We start from the raw sequence: 18,242 nt of genomic DNA, 5'->3' as shown, positions 1-18,242 counted from the left end.
CAAATAGGTCACCCATTAAAGCTTAATTTTTAACTGAGTTGTCGAACTGAATTACAGCGTGTTTTTGTAGACTTTGCCGTCTTTCATGATGACTTTGATGGTATCGATTTCAGGGCTGCGCGGCTCTGCATCAAACCATTTTTCGTTTGCCCCAATCACTGACAAGTCTTCAAGTGGGTTGCCTTCAACAATAATGATATCGGCGTATGCGCCCGCTTCAATCACGCCTAACTTACCCTCTGGGTATGGGTCCATCACGCCAGATAACTTAACGATCTCACCGTTTACCGATGTCATCCCTTTCAAAGTGAAGAAGTTGCCTAACTCTTTACCCGCAAGGAAGATCGTATGGTCAGTTTGTTTGATACAAGAAACCACGTCACCAACACAGTCTGTGTGGAAACCCCATTTCGGTTGGTACTTGTTTACATTCGAGATGTAGTCTTTGAATGCTTTGGTTGCCGACTCCGCTTTACGCTTAGAGGCTGGGTTCGAGTTAATCGCTTCGATCTGTGTCAGGTAAGGTGAAAACGCGGTCATGTTAGTTGTGATGTAGGCGTCTTTATCTTCCATCTTGTCGGCGATATCGCCATCGAACATGAAACCGTGCTCGATCGTTTTAACACCCGCATCCAAGTTACGCATGATCGCTTTTTTGCTGTAAGCGTGAGACATCACGTAAGAGCCATACGCATCAGCAATTTCAACGGCGGCTTCAATTTCTTCCGCAGACATCGCATTCAGCTGCCAAGGGTCAAATGATGATGCCACACCACCTGATGACATGATCTTAATTTGCGTATTGCCTTGCTTGAAGTTTTGGCGAGCAGCCGCTTTGATTTCGGTAATACCGTCGGCATTAAAGCTGACGCTATTTCGCGCCATACTGGTCGATGAACCAAAGAAGTGTTGGTTAGCCGTGGTTAGGTTACTGAAATCGGCATGCGAACCCGTCGGGCCAATAAATGCGCCTGATGTGTAAAGTCGTGGGCCCGGCAACATGCCTGAATCGATAGTCTTACGTAAGCCAGTATTCAAGCCACCAGCATCACGCCACGTGGTGAAACCCGATTGAAACGCGGCGTTCGCGTTGACTGTCGCTCGCGCGGCTAACTCTTCGATCGTTCGGTTGTTTTCGTGGTCGCTTAGGTTACCGCCGTTAAGCAATAAGTGTCCGTGGCCTTCGATTAAACCTGGCATTAACGTTTTGCCTTCGCCGTCAATCACTACAGCGTCACCAGCCTCTATCGGGCTCGCAGAGATTTGTTTGATAAGATTGTCTTCGACTAATACATGATGGTCTTCGTACAATTTGTTTTCAGTACCATTGAACACATCGACGTTAGTAAATAGCGTTGATGCTGCATTTGCAGAAAGAGCAAATGAACACGAAAGAGCAACAACAGAGAGCTTTAAGCCTGCATTTTTCATTTTTACACCTTGATTCCGTTTATTAGTGGCGTCCACTTCCCATAACGATTCCGTAACTACTAATGAGTGTCATGAGGTTTCAAAGGTGTTTTTATTGGTTGCGACACTCGCAAAAAAATAAAAACAACTCATCCACATTCAATAACTTAGTAGTGATACTGCCAGTATTCAAGGTTGATAAATGGCCATTTGGTGACAATAAATAATTCTGCGTGCAGGCTCCAGTTTTTACTTACTGTTTTTAGCTGTGCTCTTTTCGGTACTGTCTTGGCGTCATGTTCATCTGTCGTTTGAACGCTCGGGTAAAGTGGGAAGAATCGGAATACCCCATCTTCGCGCCTACTTGTGTAATCGATAAATCGGACTGCTTAAGCAATTCTAAAACCTGCTCAAGAACCATCTCTTCAATCAAGGTTTTGTAGACCACCCCTTCACTTTCCAACCGACGCTGGATCGTTCTGACATGAATATTCAGAATCTCAGAAGCTAAGCTAATTGGGAGTTTCCCCATCGTGAGATAAGGTTTAATAACAAGCTTAAAAGCGCTCAGGAATGAGCTAGGTAAAGGCTTAGTGAGATCTGATACTTGAGCAATTTTGGGTAAAACAATCGGTGCAAGCATGATGTCTTCAGGGATCTCAAAGGCAGTGACCGGTCTATGCGTATAAAACTGAGCACTGCCCATTTGTGGTAGAGATTGAAAGCATTCGAGATCGCCATTCTGAATGCCAACCTCAGACGGCTTCCAACGCCCTTGCGTTAATACTAAAAGTAGCTCGTTGATGAAAATAACAGAGAACAATTCAGCAAACTTAAACCAAGGCGCGTTAGTAAACGGCTTCTCACGAACAAACCACCACTTACCTCCGGATTGCTTGGTATAGACATTCGCACCATTAGATACGAGCTTCAGCTGCTCACCAAATTGGTCTAGCGCGTTTTTCAATGAATCCTGCTGGCTTAGCTTAGCCACAAACCTTGGCACATAGGTTTGCTTGCAAAAACTCCACATAAACAGCGAAAACTCTTCTCTCGACGCAGATTCACCCATAATCTTGACCACGTTCTTAACCGTTGTCTCAGGGAGATAATCGTAATGGTCATTACTGGTGAGAATATCATTAGGGATTTGGGCACTGCGTAGTAAGGTGTAGATTTCACCATCAATATGTTTGAACAGTTCCGCGAACAATTCGACTTCTTTCTTATCGACAACTGTCATTATCTGAGGGGTATTTGGCATCCTTTCCCTTATCTATTCGTTCACGAACTCAAATTATCACCTTTTTTAAGATAGCAGAACAAACGCCGCGTTACCTAGGCCTACTAACCGAATATCTCCGTCAAAATAACGAATAAACAAACGGTTAGTGGCCAAAATAGTGTTTACTGACTTGGTAGATTACTGAACGGCTAGCTCCCCTCTACGTACCCAGAATGCTCGAACATGGTCATAAATCAGATTAAACACAAACGCGTAAATGGTAATAAAAATGGTCACGCCGATGTCCATCAAAAATGCCTGCCAAATCCCCACATCAAGTAAGTAAGCCATCGCTGGGATCGTCGCCACCAGCAAGCCTGCCTCAAATAGCACAACATGAAAAACACGTAACTTGAGTGAACGCTTTGATTTTTCACCCGTGAAGTAGCGATCAAAAATGCGGTTGAAACAGTAGTTCCAAATCATCGCGATGGTCGCAACAACTATCATGGTTCCTGATAAGGCATTCACATCATGATCAGTAAATATCGCTAAGCCTATAATTGATAGTGTTACGGCCAATACTTCAAATAACACTGAATGAAACACTCTTTCTAACGTACTCATACATTCCTCTAAATAATCTATTACGTGTTGGATTGGTCGAGATTATGTCTCCTGAAATAATAAGAGAAAGTTAACAGCCATCACGAATAGTGATAGCCTAGGAGTGATTACCCCCTTTGGTATTGAGCGAGAGATAACATGTACAGTTTTGAGCAATTAAAAGTCTTCGTCACTGTGTGTGAAAGTGGCTCTTTCTCTGCCGCCGCTCGCAAACTGAAACGCGCTCAGTCTGGAGTCAGCCAGTCGATCGCCAACCTAGAAATTGCCATCGACCAAGAGCTATTTAACCGAGAGAAAAACATCCCCGTTTTGACCAACACAGGTAAAGCGTTATTACCTGTCGCTAAGTCGATTCTCGACCAACAAAAGTACTTCGACCAAAAAGTAGAATCGCTCACACAAGAAGATGAGCACGAACTGATCATTGCGGTTGATGAAAGCATCATAGATAAGAATTTCATTAAGATAATCAGCTCACTGGCCGATCAGTTCCCAATCACGCACTTCGATATTATTACGGCCTCAACCTTCGATGTGGAAGACCTCGTAAGACGCGGCAAAGCGCAGATTGGCATCATCTATGCGGATGGTGAACTTAAAGTGGATATGGACTTCTTCTTACTGGGCCAAGCCCGCTTTCTTACAGTTAGCTCCGCCACTCACGAACTCAGCCAAATGTCGGTAGTACAAGACTCAGATCTAAAGCGTTACCGCCAATGTGTGCATCGCAGTTCAAAGCAGCGCGAACTGTGGTTCACCTACGGTATTAGCTCGATGCTTTGGTATGCCAACAACCACAAAACGATCATCGATCTCGTTGAACAGAACGTTGGCTGGGCAAATGTGCCTGAAATGATGGTGATGGAAGGCATTCAAAAAGGCGAACTTGTAGCACTGCCAGTGGCACACGAGCATGGTGGTTGGATTACTCCAGTGGGTTGCTTAGTGTCTCGCAGCCATATCAATGGCCCAGTGTTAACAAGTTTACTTGAAAAACTAAAAGGCCACTCATTAGAGAACAATCAATGGCAAGCCAACTAATCTCCCCCAATTCTTGAGTTCAGCCTATTTTAGCAACTGAATCCTAAGTCAATGACGGTGGTGTTTTCTCCAGCACTACCTCATTTCCGGCTTTCGTACCGATAATTTTCTTTGTCGTGTGGATAAAACACCTTAGTTGATGTCCAAAAGTGACCTAACTACACTGCGATCCCAACCGGGTGTGTCTTTTCAAACGAATGTAGACAGACCCAAATCGCTCTTTAACATCACTGACCCAACTTCAAATCTCCTAGATAAGCGCTCAGCCTTGCAGTTGCTTATGCCGGTTTCAAATAGATCACTTTTTGAATATTAATTCGCACCCAGTTTATGAGCGCTCTTTGAGTGCTTTTTTATATCTAAATGAACCTTTTGGAAAATTTGTCGTGAACGTTTTAAGAAATATTTGCCCTGAGAAAATGGGCAAAGAGCGTAACAAACGAGAGTATGATTTACGCGTACTTAATTGTGTCAGTGAAAGCGAATATGAATCGCGTATGGCGGTTTGGAATAGCCTAACTTTGGCTGCTACTCCGTCTGCTTCGGAAACAAAGGGCTTCATCGATGAGTCTTTCAACAAGCTTCAACAAGACCTGAAAAAAGCTAGCCGTGAGTTATCGATTAACTACACGGACTTCATCGCAATGGCGCATGAAGAGATCAACTACATTAAGGTGTTTGTTGCTGATAAAACTGCACAATATGGTTGGTACGCTGCGATTGTTCTGATGGTCATCGGCACGGTTGCTCTGTGCATTCAATAGACCAAACGATGTGTTAGATAGAGCACCTTAAATGCTCTATCGATAAGCACATCTAGCACCCATCCGTGCTTGTGCTTTCACTAGAAAACAGATGCCCAACCTCATTTGTTTTCTAGTTCTACTCCCCCCCTTCACTCTCCCATTAGAGATAGCAGTTCCTGGGTCGCTTGTTTTGGGCTTTCAGCGTGACATATCGCTGATACCAAGGCCAATCCATGAATACCTGTCTTAACCAACTGCGGAATGTTCGACTCGTTGATTCCACCGATACCCACAATCGGCAACTTCGTTGTATCCAAAGCCATTTGAATGCCTTCATAACCCCAATGTTTCTTTAGATTTGTCTTAGTCGGTGTGGCAAACAACGCGCTGAGGCCAATGTAATCGATCGGCAAACTATCGGCTTCTTGTAGCTGCTGTTCAGTTTCAATTGATAACCCAAGAATCTTATCTGGACCTATCAACTGGCGTGCTAACTCTGCAGGCATATCCGATTGCCCCAGATGCAAACCATCGGCGTCGACAGCCAATGCAACGTCCACTCGGTCATTGATGATCAGCGGAACACCTGAACCAGCTAAAATAGACTTAACCGCTTGTGCTCGTTCAATGAAGGCTCTTACGTCTCCGTGTTTTTCTCTTACTTGAACCATAGTGACGCCACCCGCGACCGCTTGTTCAACCACAAACTTAAGCGTTTCTAAATCTTGTTGGTCATCCGTTACTAAATAGAGCTTATAAGGGTTCATATCGTACCTTTGGAGTCGATGTCTAAAATTGGCGTTGTACTATTTTACCGACAAATCGCATCATGTGCATGGAAGTTAATACTAAATTAACTCAATTACACACGTACCATCGAATACGCAACTCGTTGAAAGCATACCGAAAAACCTGAATTTTTTAACTAAAGCGTTACTTATTACACAAAGAATTCACTTCAAGCATGCCCAGAACGCTGTTTTATGAAATACTCCACAGTGAAGGAATCAGGTAAATATAGGGATAGTTATGCGCCACCTTTCTATAGCGCTCAAGATCAAGCTGGGTTATGCCATCTGCTTGCTCTTTTTCGTCATTTCAGGCTTTGTGAGTTACAAAGGTATTCAAACCTTGTCGAACGGCTTTAGCCAATACAGTGAACTCAGCCAAAAAGCGACATTATCAAGCAACATTCAAGTGCACTTTCTTCAGATGCGTTTAGCTTCTGAACGTTACTTAGAGTCATTGGATGAACAGTACGAAACGAATTATCAATCAAGCAAACTTGCGATTGATGATCTGCTCAACAACTTAATCCAATCCACCACCAAAACCGATAGCCTAGCTAGCCTACAATTAGTGCAAGACAGCGTGGCGGCGTTTGATGTGGCTTATGGGTCAATGAAACAAAGTGAACTCCTCATTGACCAACTGGTCAACGTTGAGATGGTCAAACGAGAAACCAACGCACTGAAAGCGGCTCAGAGCTTGTTGTATGAGTCATACAATAACAACGATCCAAACGCGAGCTTATACGCAGGCATGTTGATGGAGAACTTCCTCGCAGCCAAGATCACCGTGCTCAGTTACTCAAACAACAACGACCTCAAAACCTATGAAGCGGGTAAAGATATCTTTGAATACGCGCTACCAGGTATTGAAAGCGATATTGAATCTCTTAAATCATCGCCTTATCAAAGTGAGCTGATTGAAGACTTCTCGAACCAACGCGAAGCGTATGCAAAAGGCTTTGAGCAAGTTCATCAACAGATGATTGAGAACACGCAAAGAACCGCTACCCTCGCCTCTATTGGTGACAGCTTAGCGATTGCGGTCGCGGATGCTCAAAGTATTCTCGAGCAACAGAAACAAGCGCTCACGCCAGTACTGCAAGCCAGTGAAAAGCGTTCGATTCAAATCATCATATTGCTGACGGGTGTGGCTTTAGTTATTGGCATGACGAGCGCCGTGTTGGTGACTCGCTCTATCACCACAGGCATCGCGCAGGTTAAACAAATCACCAACGAACTTTCTCAGGGCAATCTGAATGTTGAAGTGAACATTGAGAGCAAGAACGAGATTGGTGAACTGCTAACCAACATGGAGATCACCATTGAGTCTCTGCGCGATATTGTTGGCCAAGTGAACCGCTCTAGTGTGCGTATTGGTGAGATGTCGGAGTCACTCAATCAAGTGACAAACAACAGCTCGACCAACGCAACACAATTGAACAGCGAAATGATCAATATCTCTTCTGCCGTTGATCAATTGGCTTCAAGCACATCAGAAATTGCGGCAAGTGCTAACCACGCGTCTCAAGTTGCTAACCAAGCAACCGAGAATGTGGCGATGGGACTGAAAGAAGTAGACAAAACACTGCATGAAATTGGCAGCGCCGATGAAAGCATGCAGGTCAGCAGCCAAAAAGTGACTGACTTACACAAAGAGTCGATGAACATTGGTGCCATTCTTGAAGTAATTAAAGGTGTATCTGAGCAAACCAACCTACTGGCATTGAACGCTGCCATTGAAGCCGCTCGTGCGGGTGAACAAGGTCGTGGGTTTGCTGTCGTAGCCGATGAAGTGAGAACGCTCGCTAAGCGTACTCAAGATTCTGCGAGCCAGATTGATGAACTCATCACTTCGCTACAACGTGGCGCTAAAGATGCGTTAGAGTCGATCAAAGAGAGTCATAGCACCGTTTCTGATGCTTCAACTCAGGCACAGCAAGCTTCTCAGAATTTGCATGTGATTAACCAACACATCCAAGATTTGAATCAGGCCAACAGCCAAATCGCGGTATCGGTCGATGAGCAGGATTGCTTAACCAAATCTCTGGGTGAAAATGCGCAAGGTGCCAATACCATCGCACAAAGCAACCAAGAATCGGTCAGCAGCATTTCAGGTGCAGCGAGCGACTTAACCGAGGTTGCTCACCACCTAGAAAGCCAAGTAAATCGATTTAGAACCTAACGAAACCAGCCTTCAACACGGCTGACACGGTTTCGAACCAATAATAAAAAGCCCCCTACACATAAGTGTCGGGGGCTTTCTTTTAGTTAGGAGCTTTAAGTTAAGAACGATTAACTCAGAACTATCAGTTTTGAGCTTAGAACTAGATTAAACCTATTGAATCTTCAAGCGTTGAATCAGTGTCTCTTCATCGAGTTGATACAGCTCATCGAGTAAGTTCATCTGCAAGCTACCTGGGCCACGTGAGTTCTCAGCCGCAATTTCACCAACCACACCCAATACCGCCGCAGCAGCCAAACCACTGTCATCACCGACAGCAGCAAATGCGCCCGTCAATGCTGTTAAAGTACAGCCCATGCCTGTCACATACGGCATCATTGGATGACCATTGTTTAACGTCACAACACTGTCTTTCGTGACAACGTAATCCGTCTCACCAGAAATAACCACATTCGCACCGTATTCAGCCACTAAGCATTGCGCAGCGCCTATTGCAGCATCACTGCTATCCAACGCATCAACGCCTTTGCTCTGTGCTTGCTCACCCGCTAGCGCGATAATCTCAGACGCATTACCACGAATGATTAGCTTATCCGCTAAACGTGCAATTTCACGAGAAGTCTCGGTACGCAGCGTACTTGCGCCACAACCCACAGGGTCAAGAACCACAACCTTATTGTTCGCATTCGCTTGTTCAACCGCGAAGCGCATTCTTGGCGTCCAAACACTGTCTAACGTACCGATGTTAATCACAAGCGCGCCAGAGAATGACATCATCTCAGCCAGTTCTTGTTGCGAGTGCGCCATGATAGGCGAAGCACCAATCGCCAGCAGAGCATTGGCCGTGTTATTCATCACCACGTAGTTGGTGATGTTCACAACCAACGGCTTTTGCTCTCGTACTGCACGCAGCGATTGGATGATTTGTTCAGTTAGCATGGGTTAATCCTTATTCGTGAAAGTCGCTTTTAATCCGCTGTTGAGTCATCAAGTGCATTCAGACCTTGCTGCCAGAAAGCCACTTCCATACGTGTTGCCGTTTTGAAGATATGAACGATGTTCTGACCGCGCTCGCTGTTAATATCAATTTCAGCCAGTAGCTGATTGAAATACTCTGCGCCCGTTGCCACGCCCGATTGGAACTCTTCTCCGCAGTAAAGCTGTAACCAACTCGCGTATGGGTTACCTTCTAAAACAGTATCACTGCTTTCTAGAAGCGCTTTACCAATCACGGCATAACCAATTGAACACGGAGCCAGTGCCGCATAAAGATCGACAAGATCACCCGTCATACCTGCATCTAGAACGTAGCGCGTGTAAGCGACTGTGCCAAAATCTTCAGGTTCGTTTTCCAAGTCAGATTCCGTTAAACCCCACTGACCACAGTAAGTCACGTGGTGTGAAATTTCAGAATCTAATAGAGCATGAACACTTGGCAGAGCACGGCGCATATCTGCCAAAGTTTTAGCTTTGTAAATCGCCAATGCATAAGCGCGAGCATACTGCTTCAAAAACAGAAAATCTTGCTTCAAATAATGCAGAAAACACGGCTGAGCAAGAGTGCCGTTCGCCAGCGTTTTAACAAAATCATGCTCGGTGTAGTCTTGCCAATCTTGCTGACAGGCTTGGATTAAGTCTTGGTATTTCATGAGATTCCTTAGTCAAAAGTCGGTACGTAATCTGCGGCTTTTGGTAGTGATTTGATAATACCTTTGTCGAACATGAACTGCGCGTAATCATCGTAACGCTTCATATCTACAGCTGAAGGGCGAAGTGCAAAACGAGTCAGTGTGTCGTTCCACGCGCGTTGGTTAAGTTCGTTGTTCAACGTATCTGGTGAATACGCCACAAACTCACTCCATGAATCTTGAGGGTGGTTCACGATGTAAGTTGTTGCTTGCTCAAGTGCTTTGTTGAATGCTTTGATTGCTTCGTCGTCGTGTTTCTTTGCGTTCGCCACAAAGATCAGCTCATCGTAAGCTGGCACACCATGCTCTTCTGGGAAGAATGCTTTCGCTTTAAAGCCTTCAAGCGCTAGCTGGTTAGTTTCGAAGTTACGTAAGCCACCCCAAATTGCGTCTACCTTGCCCGATGCCAATGAAGATGAAAGTGCCCAACCGACATTGATGGTTTGCACGTCAGTAAACTCAACGTTTTCTTGAGCCAGCATGGTGCCGATCGTCGCTTCTTCGTTGCCCGCAATCGCAATACCGATCTTCTTGCCTTTCAGGTCCGCTAACGAATCGTTCTTGCCGTTATCTAAAACCATGAGCGTGTTCAGTGGCGTTGCGATAAGAGTTGATGCGCGAACGAGAGGCAAGCCTGCTGCCACATCCATAGTTAGGCTTGGTTGGTAGGTTACGGCTAAATCGACCTTACCTGCTGCGACAAGTTTCGCTGGAGTGCTTGGGTCAGCTGGCTCTTGGATTTCAACCTCTAGGCCTTGGTCAGCAAAGTAACCACGCTCTTGAGCAATCACAATTGGGCCATGGTTCGGGTTCACAAACCAATCCAACATCAATGTCAGTTTCTTTTGTTCAGAACCCGCCAATGCATGACCTGAAACTAGCGAAGCAAGCAGTGCTACTGCACCTACCAATTTGGTGTTTTTCATAGTTAACCTTTCCTTTTGAATATTATTATTGTGTTTGTCGATCTAATTTTTAACGAGGTGTTGTTTAGATAAATAGCCTTGAGCGAAGCTTTATTAAACAAAGAGTTATTGAGCTAGCCATCACTGGTTCTCCCAAGGGATAGCTTTTTTGAGTAATTTGTCTGTGATGAAGTAGAGCGAGATAGAGAGCACCGCCAAGATAAACAAGGCCGCGAACATCTCATCAATGATCATGCGCGCATTGGCTTGCAGCATTAGATAGCCTAACCCTTCACTCGAACCCACCCACTCGCCGACAACCGCGCCAATTGGAGCAATAACCACAGCGACACGAATACCTGACGCCAATGTTGGCAGTGCAGCAGGCAGTTGGATGTGACGAAGCAGTTGCCATTTCGATGCGCCCATCGTCTTGGCAAGATCGAGATAGCCTGTCGGTGTATTACGTAGGCCGTCGTAGCAACATGTGGTCACAGGGAAGAAGATAATGATCGCCGCCATCACCACTTTTGACGCGATGCCGTAACCAAGCCACAACATCAATACTGGAGCGATAGCAAACACGGGGATCGCTTGGCTGGCAATTAAGATAGGCAATAGCCAACGTTTCAACGGATCAAACATCAACATCTGCAAGGCGAAAAACAGCCCCATAGACAAACCTAGTAATAGCCCAAGTAAGATCTCTTGTGCGGTCACCCAAGTGTGTTTGAGTAACACATCGTAGCGTTCAATAAGCTTGAGAAAGACTTCTGCGGGGGCCGGAAGAATGAAGCTCGGCATTTCGAAAACAACGACCACAAGTTGCCATAAGCCAAGAATCACAACACTGCTGATAAGCAAACGCATAACGGGATTCATCTGACTTGAACGTTCAGTGCTAGACTGCACGTTCGTTGACTGAGTCACAGCTTCACTTCGCATTAGATCATTCATAATCACGCTCCAACTGATCTAAGATCGCCTGTTGCAACTCGGCACACTCACCATCGAGCACTCGTGGCGTTGAGGTGTGAGGCACAGGTAAAGAGTGAGCACTCGCAGGCATGCCTTGCAACACATACAAGTTATCCGCCAGACGCACCGCTTCTTGCGGATCATGGGTGATCAACACAACGGTTTTATCTCTCAACAGTTCACACGCTAAGGTCTGTAATTTGTGTCTTGTTACTGCATCCAGTGCTGAGAAAGGCTCATCCATCAACACGACAGGTTTGTCTTGCATTAAGGTGCGAGCCAGAGCAACACGCTGGCGCATACCACCAGACAACTGATCCGGCGTAGTATCCGCGTAATCGGCCAAACCAACTGAAGCGAGTAACTCGAACGCTCGGTTCCTTTGCTCTGCGTTTTGATGCTTGTTCGTGGTGTTCTGGAAGCGATGGCTCAGGCATACATTGTCGATAACCGATAGCCATGGCAGTAACAAATCTTGCTGTGCCATGTATGCGATACGATCAGTTAGAGGCAGTTCATCAGACGTTGCCAATGTACCCTGCCACTCCACCTTGTCTTCCAACAAACCTGCCAAATAACACAATACCGTCGTTTTCCCACAACCACTGCGTCCAAGTAGCACTGTCCACTTACCTGCGCTTAAGTTAAGTGACAGCCCCGACAGGGTCGCGTGCTCGCTATCTCGGTAACGCAACGTCGCATTGCTAAGTTGAACGCCAACCGTATTAACGGACATTACCGTGCCCAGCGAAAAAGTGATTTACTGGGCCATGACCTTGACCGACTTTCAACTCGTCAGCATGGGCAATCGCGCGTGAAATGTATTGTTTACCCAGGTCTACAGCCTCTGGGAGCGTGTTGCCTTGAGCCAAGAAAGAAGCAATAGCAGAAGAGAGCGTGCAGCCCGTGCCATGAGTGTTTTTGGTAGGAAAACGCTTCGCGCTAATCACAGCAGATGCAGTTGGTAGAATCAGTAAGTCATTGCTGTTTTCATCTTTCTCTAGATGACCACCTTTTAGCAGAACGGCTTTAGCACCTAAAGCGCGCAGATCTTCAATCATGTCCTGCATTTCGGCTTCGCTTTCAGGTACCGGCTTGCCTGTTAACGCCGCGCCTTCAGGTAAGTTAGGGGTAATAATGTCGGCGAGCGGAATCAGCTCTTGTTTTAGCGTAGTGATAGCAGAGTTTTCTAGAAGAAGGTCGCCGCTTGTCGCGACCATTACAGGGTCAATTACCAAGTGTTTTGGTTGGTATTGTTTGATTTTGTCTGCAACGACTTTGATGATTTGCGAATCCGCCAACATACCAACTTTTACCGCCACGATATTCAGATCGGTGAACACCGCATCTAACTGGCTAGCAACATGCTCAAGTGGGATTGGAAAAATGGCTGATACGCCTTGGGTATTCTGAGAGGTAATCGCAGTAATCACCGAACAAGCGAAGCTACCCGTTGCAGACATGGCTTTAATATCCGCTTGAATACCTGCGCCGCCGCCACTGTCAGAACCAGCGATCGTCAATACAATCGGAGTGTTTGTTCGAATCGAACCATCAGCAGAGTGCTGCGAAACTGAGGCTTTTAGCGTTAAATCTTTTGAATTAGAACTGTGTGTCATTGTCGCTCCTACTATCTTACAAGACGTAGGAGAACGAACACCGATCGAAGGAGAAGTCGCAATAAACACATGAAAGTTTTCATGGGTGCAGACGCAGATCGAGTGCTTATAGTTCCCTACGCCAGTGTTAACTGAATCAGGTTCAACGGGTCTCGATTAACGATCTCAGCAAACACCAAATAAGGTATATGCCCCCCGACTATTGATAGCGATAGTAACAGCACTCTCACAACTGAGATACTGATTTTATTCAATTATAAGAATTACACATGAAAAAATTTCAATTAGGCAAAACAAAACAAATACTTATAACGTTCCTTTAGATGGCTTCGACTGTATAAACAAGCACAACACAATCAGAGACATACCTAACCAGCCTGTAAAAGGAATCAGCTCACCGACAACACAGACGGCAAGCACCGCTGCAACTACTGGTTCAAACAGAGTCAGCAGATTGGCGCTACTCGCGGTCACGTGGCGTAAACCAAAACTGAACGCGATATAGCCCAAGCATTGTGGGATTAACGTCAGATAACTGATGACTAATACGTTAATCTGCGAGGAAAACAGGTTCTCCCCCGTAAACCAGAGCGTTGGCAGCAACAGCATCGCACCCAGGCCAAAAATACTGCCCATCGCCGCTTGTGACTTAATCCCTTTGTCGATCAGTGCTTTGGTCGCCCAAGAATAAATGGCGTAACACAACCCAGCGAGCAAACCTAAAGCAATACCGAACAGCTTGAGATCATCACCGGATTCATTCGTCGATGAAGATTCTGAAAACACCAACAACCCAATACCCACCACACCAATCGCAAAGCTAGTGAGCCAACGTTTGTTGATATTATTCTTTTTGCTAATAAGACACTCTAACAGAGCAGAAAAGAAAGGTGCGGTAGCAATCGAAACCACTGTACCAATCGCCACGCCAGATAATTTCATTGAAGAATAGAAAGCTAAAGGATAGATCGCTAAAGCCAAAGCGCTCACCGTCAACAGCTTCTTGTTCTGCAAAAGCTTGTCGAAAGCGAATAGGATTTTTCGATACGCCAATCCCGCTTGCATTAGGCCACCGACGCCCATAGAGAAAGCACCAATCGCTAATGGGCTTAGATCAGGCGCAAAACTTGCGGCGGTGCCTGTCGTGCCCCATAAAATAGAAGCAAACAAGATGGCTAAAGTGCCCGTTTGGAATTCGTTAACGCGATTGATGGCAAGATTCATTTCTATTACCCAATTTTCAGTTCTGAAATAGATAATAGTGAAGATTGATAAAAGTTAGTTTGCCGAAAGGACGCTATTGTTGTTTCTAAAGACTGTCTTTCATTGAGCCTAGAAACGCCCTTGGAGACATGCCAAAGTGCTGAGAGAAGCGACGACTGAAAGCAGACACATCACTATAGCCCACATTTTCAGCAATCAATTGAACCGGTAAATCGGTATGAGTTAACAAGGCTTGGGCTTTCTCCATACGATAGCGAGTGATGTATTTAAGCGCACTGATACCCAGACATTCTTTGAAGCGTTTTTTGAATTGAGTGGGGCTCAAACAAGCCGTTTCTGCAAGTTGCGAAATGGATAATGGTTGTGTGTAATTATCCGCTATCAGCCTTTGTACAGCGCGGATTCTTGGGTCGATGCTCTTGCTCACTTGTTGTTGCTCTAACAGCAGTGAAAACACATCCAAGATGGATGACTCAATACCGCTATCGACCTGATATTCCAGCTGCTTCTCAACAAACAACAAGAAGCTCGTCAAAGGTGGCGTTATCGTGAAAACCGAGAGCTCGTGCTCTAACAAATGCTGAGGCAACACAGCCATATCCGCGACAATAAACCGCGCTGCTTCGTCCGCTTTAAACGCATGTGCTGTGGTTACCGGAATCACCACACATTCGCCCACCGCCACTTTACCGACATACCCCACCATTTCGATATTAATACTGCCTTGGATCGGCAATACCAGTTGATGATGGTCATCATGAGCATGGGTATTAAATTGCTTGGTGTAAGATCGAATGCTTAAGCTAGATTTCATGAGCAACGCCGGAATTCAGTTTATTGAAACATGAGTGTTAAAAAGAAATTACATGATTTAAGCGAGGGAGTCACATCGGACTAGTATTTTTGTCGTATCTCTTTCTAGCCTTTCTAAGTCGGAGCAAAAAAGCCGTTTAAGTATTGAGACTCAAACGGCTTTTTACTCAAGTCTAATTCGCAATCTCAAGAACAGTTAACCGAATCGGCTATCACTTCCTAACAAAATCGCTCATTCAGACTCTATTATTTTTGAAGTTGCTCTTTAGCGGCTTCAACCTTAGAAAAATCTAGGCCAAGCTCTTCAACTGCTTCTTTGATTAGCGCAGGGTTTTGCATTACCTGGCCCATCAGCATTTGAAGTTTATCTTGTGGTAAGCCAAGTTGGCTGATCGTCGCCATTGCTGCAAGAGGGTTCTCTGTCAGCGTTTTAAATAGCTCACTGATCTGCTCGTCGCTAATATTGTTCTCTTTCAACATTGCTAAAATCGGGTTCATTTTTTTGCCTTTGAAACACTAAATTAAGTAGGAGCACAGCATACCATCTAGCTGTGCTCGATTGTACTAGCAACTTATACTTTGCCTACTGTGAAGTAACCCTAAGCCTAGCGAGACTCTAATGGGTAAGAGCGGTAGCTCCACATACCATAGGTTCTAAGCGCATCTCGGTAGATACCTAGTAGCTCGCCATCACTCGCCTTCTTAAGATCTGCGAGTGGCTTGTCTGGGTAAGAAACAGTATCAAAAGTAATGCCCTGAGGGCCGGTTTGCCAGCTAGCGATTTCAAACAGAGTTTGACCACGACGAACATGGCTTGCCGAGCTAATAATGGTCGCGTGCTTAATATCATGGCGAGCAAGTGCGTAGCTACTGAATAAGGCATTGCCTACCGTGCTGGTCGCGTAATTCTCTTCGATGATGCGATCTTTGCTTACCCCTTTCTCGATAAGCCAATCCGCCATTAACTTACCTTCAGTCTTGTGGTTCTTGGGCACGCCACCCGTTAACACGATCATCGCATCTGAGTTCGCCTTAGCCATCGCCAATGTTGTCTCAAGACGCTCAATCAAAATTTGATGCATAGAGCCGTCTGGATTAAGCGCATAGCCCAAAGTGACAATCGCGCCATGATGATCAAGCAAGCCTTTATCCGCAGACTCTTTCAACGGTGTTTCTAACACGCGGTCGACCGTAGCAAAAATGCGTTTGATGTCTTCTGCTTTACCTTTGTTCAGGCTTTCCAGTTTCTCCATGTGCTTATTGGATTCACTTTCATTGCCTTCAAATCGCTGCCAAACCGCAAGGTAAGCATGAAGATCAACATCGTCTGGTGCAACCGTCAGCGCTTGCTCAAACAGCTCAATAGCGCGCTCTGCATTCTTGTTGTAGATCTGAGCGTTCGCTGCCGAGATAAGCAAATCAGTACGGTAAGGTTCTAGTTGGTAAGCTTCTAACAATCGGTTAGTCACAATTTCCATGTTACTTGGCATTTTAGCCGTGAAGCCCGCGTGAGAAATTCTTGCCGGAGACTTAAACGCCTGCAACGCATCAAGAAGTAATTGGTCGACAACTTGTCGCTTAGTCACCAACTGCGCGTAATCCGCAGAAGCCTGTACTGCGCCGTCGTTAGCAGCAAAAGAATAAGGTGTTGCGCCAAAAGCCAGCATGCCACCAAGAGCGAGGGCGATAATGTTCTTTTTCATGAAAAGATCCTGTGTCGTTAAGTGTTCACATCAGATTTGCTCACCAATGTAAGTCCCTAAGATTAAAAAACCGTGAAGCACACCTTAATCTCTAACGTTTATATTCATTTGTTGCATAAGGTGTGGCAGCAGATCACGATTTTGAACTTACCAATAAGCCTGTGCATCCAGATAATTCTGGTTTGAACCAGTGCTCAACGTTTTTGTTGGAATATCTGACTGCGGATTTCATACGCCCTATCCCGCCAAAAACCACCCATCACAAATCCGAACTCCGCATAAAGCAACGAATCAAAAAAACCACTTTAAGCTCATTTTTTCAACAACTTAAAATCCAACACACTGAATCGCGCGATTTTACCCCTCGCTCAAATAACGAGGTCTTCAACACATAGAGTTGGAATGCGAGTCAGAAGATCTTCAAATAATTCAAAATCAACCATTGAACGATCGTTCAAGTGGTGCTTTAATAAATGACCAATACAAGGAGTTACCCCATGCTTAAGTTCTATTTTCACCAAACACCAAACCCAATGAAGATCGCTCTGTTTTTGGAAGAGACAGGCCTAGATTTTGAACTCGTTCCTGTTGATACCTTAAAAGGCGAGCAACACACGCCGGAATATCGTTTGATTAACCCGAACGGTAAAACGCCAGCGATTGAAGACGAAGGACAACGCGTGTTCGATTCTAACGCTATCCTTCTGTACCTATCAGAGAAGACTGGCAAGCTAGGTGGTCAGCCAGAAGATAGAGCTGAACTGCTCTCTTGGATGATGTTTATTGCGAGTGGTCTTGGTCCATATTCTGGTCAATCGGTACACTTCCGCCATGCTGCGCCAGCAGGCCTAGACTACGCAGTGAACCGTTACCTACGTGAAGCACAACGTCACTACGAAGTGCTAGAAAAGCATATGGAAGGTCGTGAATTTATCGTAGGAAATGAGTACACCATTGTCGATGTCGCTGCATGGGGTTGGATTGACAAAGCACCAGTCGTGCTTGGTGAAGAAGGCCTAGAACCTTACCCGAACTTGAAGCGTTGGTTTAACGCAATCAACACTCGCCCTGCTGCACTGCGTGCTCGTGAAATCGGCAAAGGCATTGAGTTTAAAACCGAACGTGATGAAGAAGCGAAACGAGCACTGTTTCCTTCGAATTTCCCAATCAACGAATAATTCAGCATGAAGTAAACGATGTGGAGCGAAAGCTCATTACTGGGCGAGCTATCTAAAAATCAATAGTATTGTTTCTATTAACTGATACCACACTCATAGACAGGATCTTAAG

At 45.4% G+C, this 18,242-nt stretch carries 18 protein-coding genes and 1 riboswitch; of the genes, 4 read left to right on the top strand and 14 right to left on the bottom strand.

Annotation, left to right across the window (positions count from 1 at the left end; genetic code table 11):
- Nucleotides 1-51: 51 nt before the first annotated feature.
- The 3 genes from AB4371_RS11975 to AB4371_RS11965 form a co-directional block, all read right to left on the bottom strand.
- Nucleotides 52-1,431, bottom strand: a complete 1,380-nt coding sequence (locus tag AB4371_RS11975) for an amidohydrolase family protein (protein ID WP_050619673.1) — start codon at nt 1,429-1,431, stop codon at nt 52-54.
- Between the two features lie 241 nt (nt 1,432-1,672).
- A complete protein-coding gene (locus tag AB4371_RS11970; protein ID WP_372149839.1) occupies nt 1,673-2,653 on the bottom strand; it encodes a helix-turn-helix domain-containing protein in 981 nt (326 codons plus the stop codon).
- A gap of 180 nt (nt 2,654-2,833) precedes the next feature.
- Entirely contained in the window at nt 2,834-3,262 is a 429-nt protein-coding gene (locus tag AB4371_RS11965; protein ID WP_372149810.1) for a PACE efflux transporter, read from the bottom strand.
- 138 nt (nt 3,263-3,400) lie between these two features.
- Here AB4371_RS11965 and AB4371_RS11960 point away from each other — a divergent pair, with 138 nt between their 5' ends.
- Together AB4371_RS11960 and AB4371_RS11955 are read left to right on the top strand one after the other, a co-directional pair.
- Nucleotides 3,401-4,303: a LysR family transcriptional regulator gene (locus tag AB4371_RS11960; protein WP_102495093.1), complete on the top strand. Its 903-nt coding sequence runs from the start codon at nt 3,401-3,403 to the stop codon at nt 4,301-4,303.
- A gap of 419 nt (nt 4,304-4,722) precedes the next feature.
- Nucleotides 4,723-5,067: a thiamine-phosphate diphosphorylase gene (locus AB4371_RS11955; protein ID WP_372149837.1), complete on the top strand. Its 345-nt coding sequence runs from the start codon at nt 4,723-4,725 to the stop codon at nt 5,065-5,067.
- 131 nt (nt 5,068-5,198) lie between these two features.
- Here AB4371_RS11955 and thiE read toward each other — a convergent pair whose 3' ends face one another.
- Complete coding sequence (thiE, locus tag AB4371_RS11950) at nt 5,199-5,816, bottom strand: thiamine phosphate synthase (RefSeq protein ID WP_372149807.1); 618 nt, start codon at nt 5,814-5,816, stop codon at nt 5,199-5,201.
- Nucleotides 5,817-6,078: 262 nt separating this feature from the next.
- On the opposite strand from thiE, the gene AB4371_RS11945 reads away from it, so the two are divergent.
- Entirely contained in the window at nt 6,079-8,022 is a 1,944-nt protein-coding gene (locus AB4371_RS11945; RefSeq protein ID WP_372149805.1) for a methyl-accepting chemotaxis protein, read from the top strand.
- A 153-nt stretch (nt 8,023-8,175) separates the two neighbouring features.
- Here the strand turns inward: AB4371_RS11945 and thiM are convergent, their stop codons facing one another.
- The 10 genes from thiM to AB4371_RS11895 all read right to left on the bottom strand — a co-directional run bounded on the left by thiM (nt 8,176) and on the right by AB4371_RS11895 (nt 16,952).
- Nucleotides 8,176-8,961: a hydroxyethylthiazole kinase gene (gene thiM, locus AB4371_RS11940; RefSeq protein WP_371713654.1), complete on the bottom strand. Its 786-nt coding sequence runs from the start codon at nt 8,959-8,961 to the stop codon at nt 8,176-8,178.
- Between the two features lie 29 nt (nt 8,962-8,990).
- Nucleotides 8,991-9,671, bottom strand: a complete 681-nt coding sequence (gene tenA / locus AB4371_RS11935) for a thiaminase II (RefSeq protein ID WP_371713653.1) — start codon at nt 9,669-9,671, stop codon at nt 8,991-8,993.
- 8 nt (nt 9,672-9,679) lie between these two features.
- On the bottom strand, nt 9,680-10,636 hold the full coding sequence (locus tag AB4371_RS11930) for an ABC transporter substrate-binding protein (RefSeq protein ID WP_136978323.1): 957 nt from the start codon (nt 10,634-10,636) through the stop codon (nt 9,680-9,682).
- Nucleotides 10,637-10,756: 120 nt separating this feature from the next.
- Nucleotides 10,757-11,572 carry an ABC transporter permease gene (locus AB4371_RS11925; RefSeq protein ID WP_372149801.1) on the bottom strand — a complete coding sequence of 272 codons (816 nt, stop codon included), beginning with the start codon at nt 11,570-11,572 and terminating at the stop codon, nt 10,757-10,759.
- Nucleotides 11,565-12,329 carry an ABC transporter ATP-binding protein gene (locus AB4371_RS11920; protein WP_104216410.1) on the bottom strand — a complete coding sequence of 255 codons (765 nt, stop codon included), beginning with the start codon at nt 12,327-12,329 and terminating at the stop codon, nt 11,565-11,567. Before AB4371_RS11920 ends, AB4371_RS11925 begins: the two co-directional genes overlap by 8 nt.
- Nucleotides 12,319-13,212, bottom strand: a complete 894-nt coding sequence (thiD, locus tag AB4371_RS11915) for a bifunctional hydroxymethylpyrimidine kinase/phosphomethylpyrimidine kinase (protein WP_170964257.1) — start codon at nt 13,210-13,212, stop codon at nt 12,319-12,321. Before thiD ends, AB4371_RS11920 begins: the two co-directional genes overlap by 11 nt.
- A gap of 96 nt (nt 13,213-13,308) precedes the next feature.
- A riboswitch (TPP riboswitch) is annotated at nt 13,309-13,420 on the bottom strand.
- Nucleotides 13,421-13,518: 98 nt separating this feature from the next.
- Nucleotides 13,519-14,436: a DMT family transporter gene (locus tag AB4371_RS11910; protein ID WP_102394458.1), complete on the bottom strand. Its 918-nt coding sequence runs from the start codon at nt 14,434-14,436 to the stop codon at nt 13,519-13,521.
- 85 nt (nt 14,437-14,521) lie between these two features.
- Entirely contained in the window at nt 14,522-15,250 is a 729-nt protein-coding gene (locus tag AB4371_RS11905; protein WP_371713651.1) for a helix-turn-helix domain-containing protein, read from the bottom strand.
- 245 nt (nt 15,251-15,495) lie between these two features.
- On the bottom strand, nt 15,496-15,747 hold the full coding sequence (locus tag AB4371_RS11900; protein ID WP_004731647.1) for a DUF2999 family protein: 252 nt from the start codon (nt 15,745-15,747) through the stop codon (nt 15,496-15,498).
- A 107-nt stretch (nt 15,748-15,854) separates the two neighbouring features.
- Nucleotides 15,855-16,952, bottom strand: a complete 1,098-nt coding sequence (locus AB4371_RS11895; RefSeq protein ID WP_017061919.1) for a YdcF family protein — start codon at nt 16,950-16,952, stop codon at nt 15,855-15,857.
- Nucleotides 16,953-17,449: 497 nt separating this feature from the next.
- Here AB4371_RS11895 and AB4371_RS11890 point away from each other — a divergent pair, with 497 nt between their 5' ends.
- Nucleotides 17,450-18,130 (top strand): glutathione S-transferase family protein, encoded by a 681-nt coding sequence (locus AB4371_RS11890; protein ID WP_372149798.1) that lies wholly within the window; start codon nt 17,450-17,452, stop codon nt 18,128-18,130.
- Nucleotides 18,131-18,242: the final 112 nt, after the last annotated feature.

Source organism: Vibrio sp. 10N.261.51.A3, assembly GCF_041471965.1.
GTDB lineage: Bacteria > Pseudomonadota > Gammaproteobacteria > Enterobacterales > Vibrionaceae > Vibrio > Vibrio crassostreae_C.
The sequence above is the reverse complement of the archived record's forward strand: the minus strand, read 5'-3'. Positions and strand labels throughout refer to the sequence as shown.

What these genes read in the sequence shown, in the direction of transcription:
- AB4371_RS11910 (WP_102394458.1), bottom strand. Translation starts at nt 14,436, where the DNA reads ATGAATCTTGCCATCAATCGCGTTAACGAATTCCAAACGGGCACTTTA.
- AB4371_RS11920 (WP_104216410.1), bottom strand. Translation starts at nt 12,329, where the DNA reads ATGTCCGTTAATACGGTTGGCGTTCAACTTAGCAATGCGACGTTGCGT.
- thiE (WP_372149807.1), bottom strand. Translation starts at nt 5,816, where the DNA reads ATGAACCCTTATAAGCTCTATTTAGTAACGGATGACCAACAAGATTTA.
- thiD (WP_170964257.1), bottom strand. Translation starts at nt 13,212, where the DNA reads ATGACACACAGTTCTAATTCAAAAGATTTAACGCTAAAAGCCTCAGTT.
- AB4371_RS11945 (WP_372149805.1), top strand. Translation starts at nt 6,079, where the DNA reads ATGCGCCACCTTTCTATAGCGCTCAAGATCAAGCTGGGTTATGCCATC.
- AB4371_RS11905 (WP_371713651.1), bottom strand. Translation starts at nt 15,250, where the DNA reads ATGAAATCTAGCTTAAGCATTCGATCTTACACCAAGCAATTTAATACC.
- tenA (WP_371713653.1), bottom strand. Translation starts at nt 9,671, where the DNA reads ATGAAATACCAAGACTTAATCCAAGCCTGTCAGCAAGATTGGCAAGAC.
- AB4371_RS11975 (WP_050619673.1), bottom strand. Translation starts at nt 1,431, where the DNA reads ATGAAAAATGCAGGCTTAAAGCTCTCTGTTGTTGCTCTTTCGTGTTCA.
- AB4371_RS11925 (WP_372149801.1), bottom strand. Translation starts at nt 11,572, where the DNA reads ATGAATGATCTAATGCGAAGTGAAGCTGTGACTCAGTCAACGAACGTG.
- AB4371_RS11965 (WP_372149810.1), bottom strand. Translation starts at nt 3,262, where the DNA reads ATGAGTACGTTAGAAAGAGTGTTTCATTCAGTGTTATTTGAAGTATTG.
- AB4371_RS11970 (WP_372149839.1), bottom strand. Translation starts at nt 2,653, where the DNA reads ATGACAGTTGTCGATAAGAAAGAAGTCGAATTGTTCGCGGAACTGTTC.
- AB4371_RS11895 (WP_017061919.1), bottom strand. Translation starts at nt 16,952, where the DNA reads ATGAAAAAGAACATTATCGCCCTCGCTCTTGGTGGCATGCTGGCTTTT.
- AB4371_RS11900 (WP_004731647.1), bottom strand. Translation starts at nt 15,747, where the DNA reads ATGAACCCGATTTTAGCAATGTTGAAAGAGAACAATATTAGCGACGAG.
- AB4371_RS11960 (WP_102495093.1), top strand. Translation starts at nt 3,401, where the DNA reads ATGTACAGTTTTGAGCAATTAAAAGTCTTCGTCACTGTGTGTGAAAGT.
- thiM (WP_371713654.1), bottom strand. Translation starts at nt 8,961, where the DNA reads ATGCTAACTGAACAAATCATCCAATCGCTGCGTGCAGTACGAGAGCAA.
- AB4371_RS11890 (WP_372149798.1), top strand. Translation starts at nt 17,450, where the DNA reads ATGCTTAAGTTCTATTTTCACCAAACACCAAACCCAATGAAGATCGCT.
- AB4371_RS11955 (WP_372149837.1), top strand. Translation starts at nt 4,723, where the DNA reads ATGGGCAAAGAGCGTAACAAACGAGAGTATGATTTACGCGTACTTAAT.
- AB4371_RS11930 (WP_136978323.1), bottom strand. Translation starts at nt 10,636, where the DNA reads ATGAAAAACACCAAATTGGTAGGTGCAGTAGCACTGCTTGCTTCGCTA.